Here is a 353-nt window from a genome sequence, read left to right as displayed (position 1 = left end):
ACCAACAGCACCAACAACGACAGATAGTTGTGATGCAAGTACAATCACGGGAACGACTAGCACAGTTTTTCCAATCAGTACATTAGGAACCACGGTAGTAACTTGGACATTTACAGATGCAAGTGGTAATACCACTACAGCAAATCAAAATGTAGTTGTAGCAGATACCACCGCACCCGTAACACCAACATTATCAGATGTCACTTTTGAGTGTATTGGAACACCAACAGCACCAACAACGACAGATAGTTGTGATGCAAGTACAATCACGGGAATGACTAGCACAGTTTTTCCAATCAGTACATTAGGAACCACGGTAGTAACTTGGACATTTACAGATGCAAGTGGTAATA

1 pseudogene is annotated in these 353 nt (G+C 41.6%); it reads left to right on the top strand.

Features of this window, described 5'->3' with window-relative positions:
* Nucleotides 1–353, top strand: a pseudogene (locus tag Q0733_RS13045) (hypothetical protein); the annotation flags it as partial.

The organism is uncultured Polaribacter sp. (genome assembly GCF_947500975.1).
Classification (GTDB): Bacteria; Bacteroidota; Bacteroidia; order Flavobacteriales; family Flavobacteriaceae; genus Polaribacter.
The sequence above is the reverse complement of the archived record's forward strand: the minus strand, read 5'-3'. Positions and strand labels throughout refer to the sequence as shown.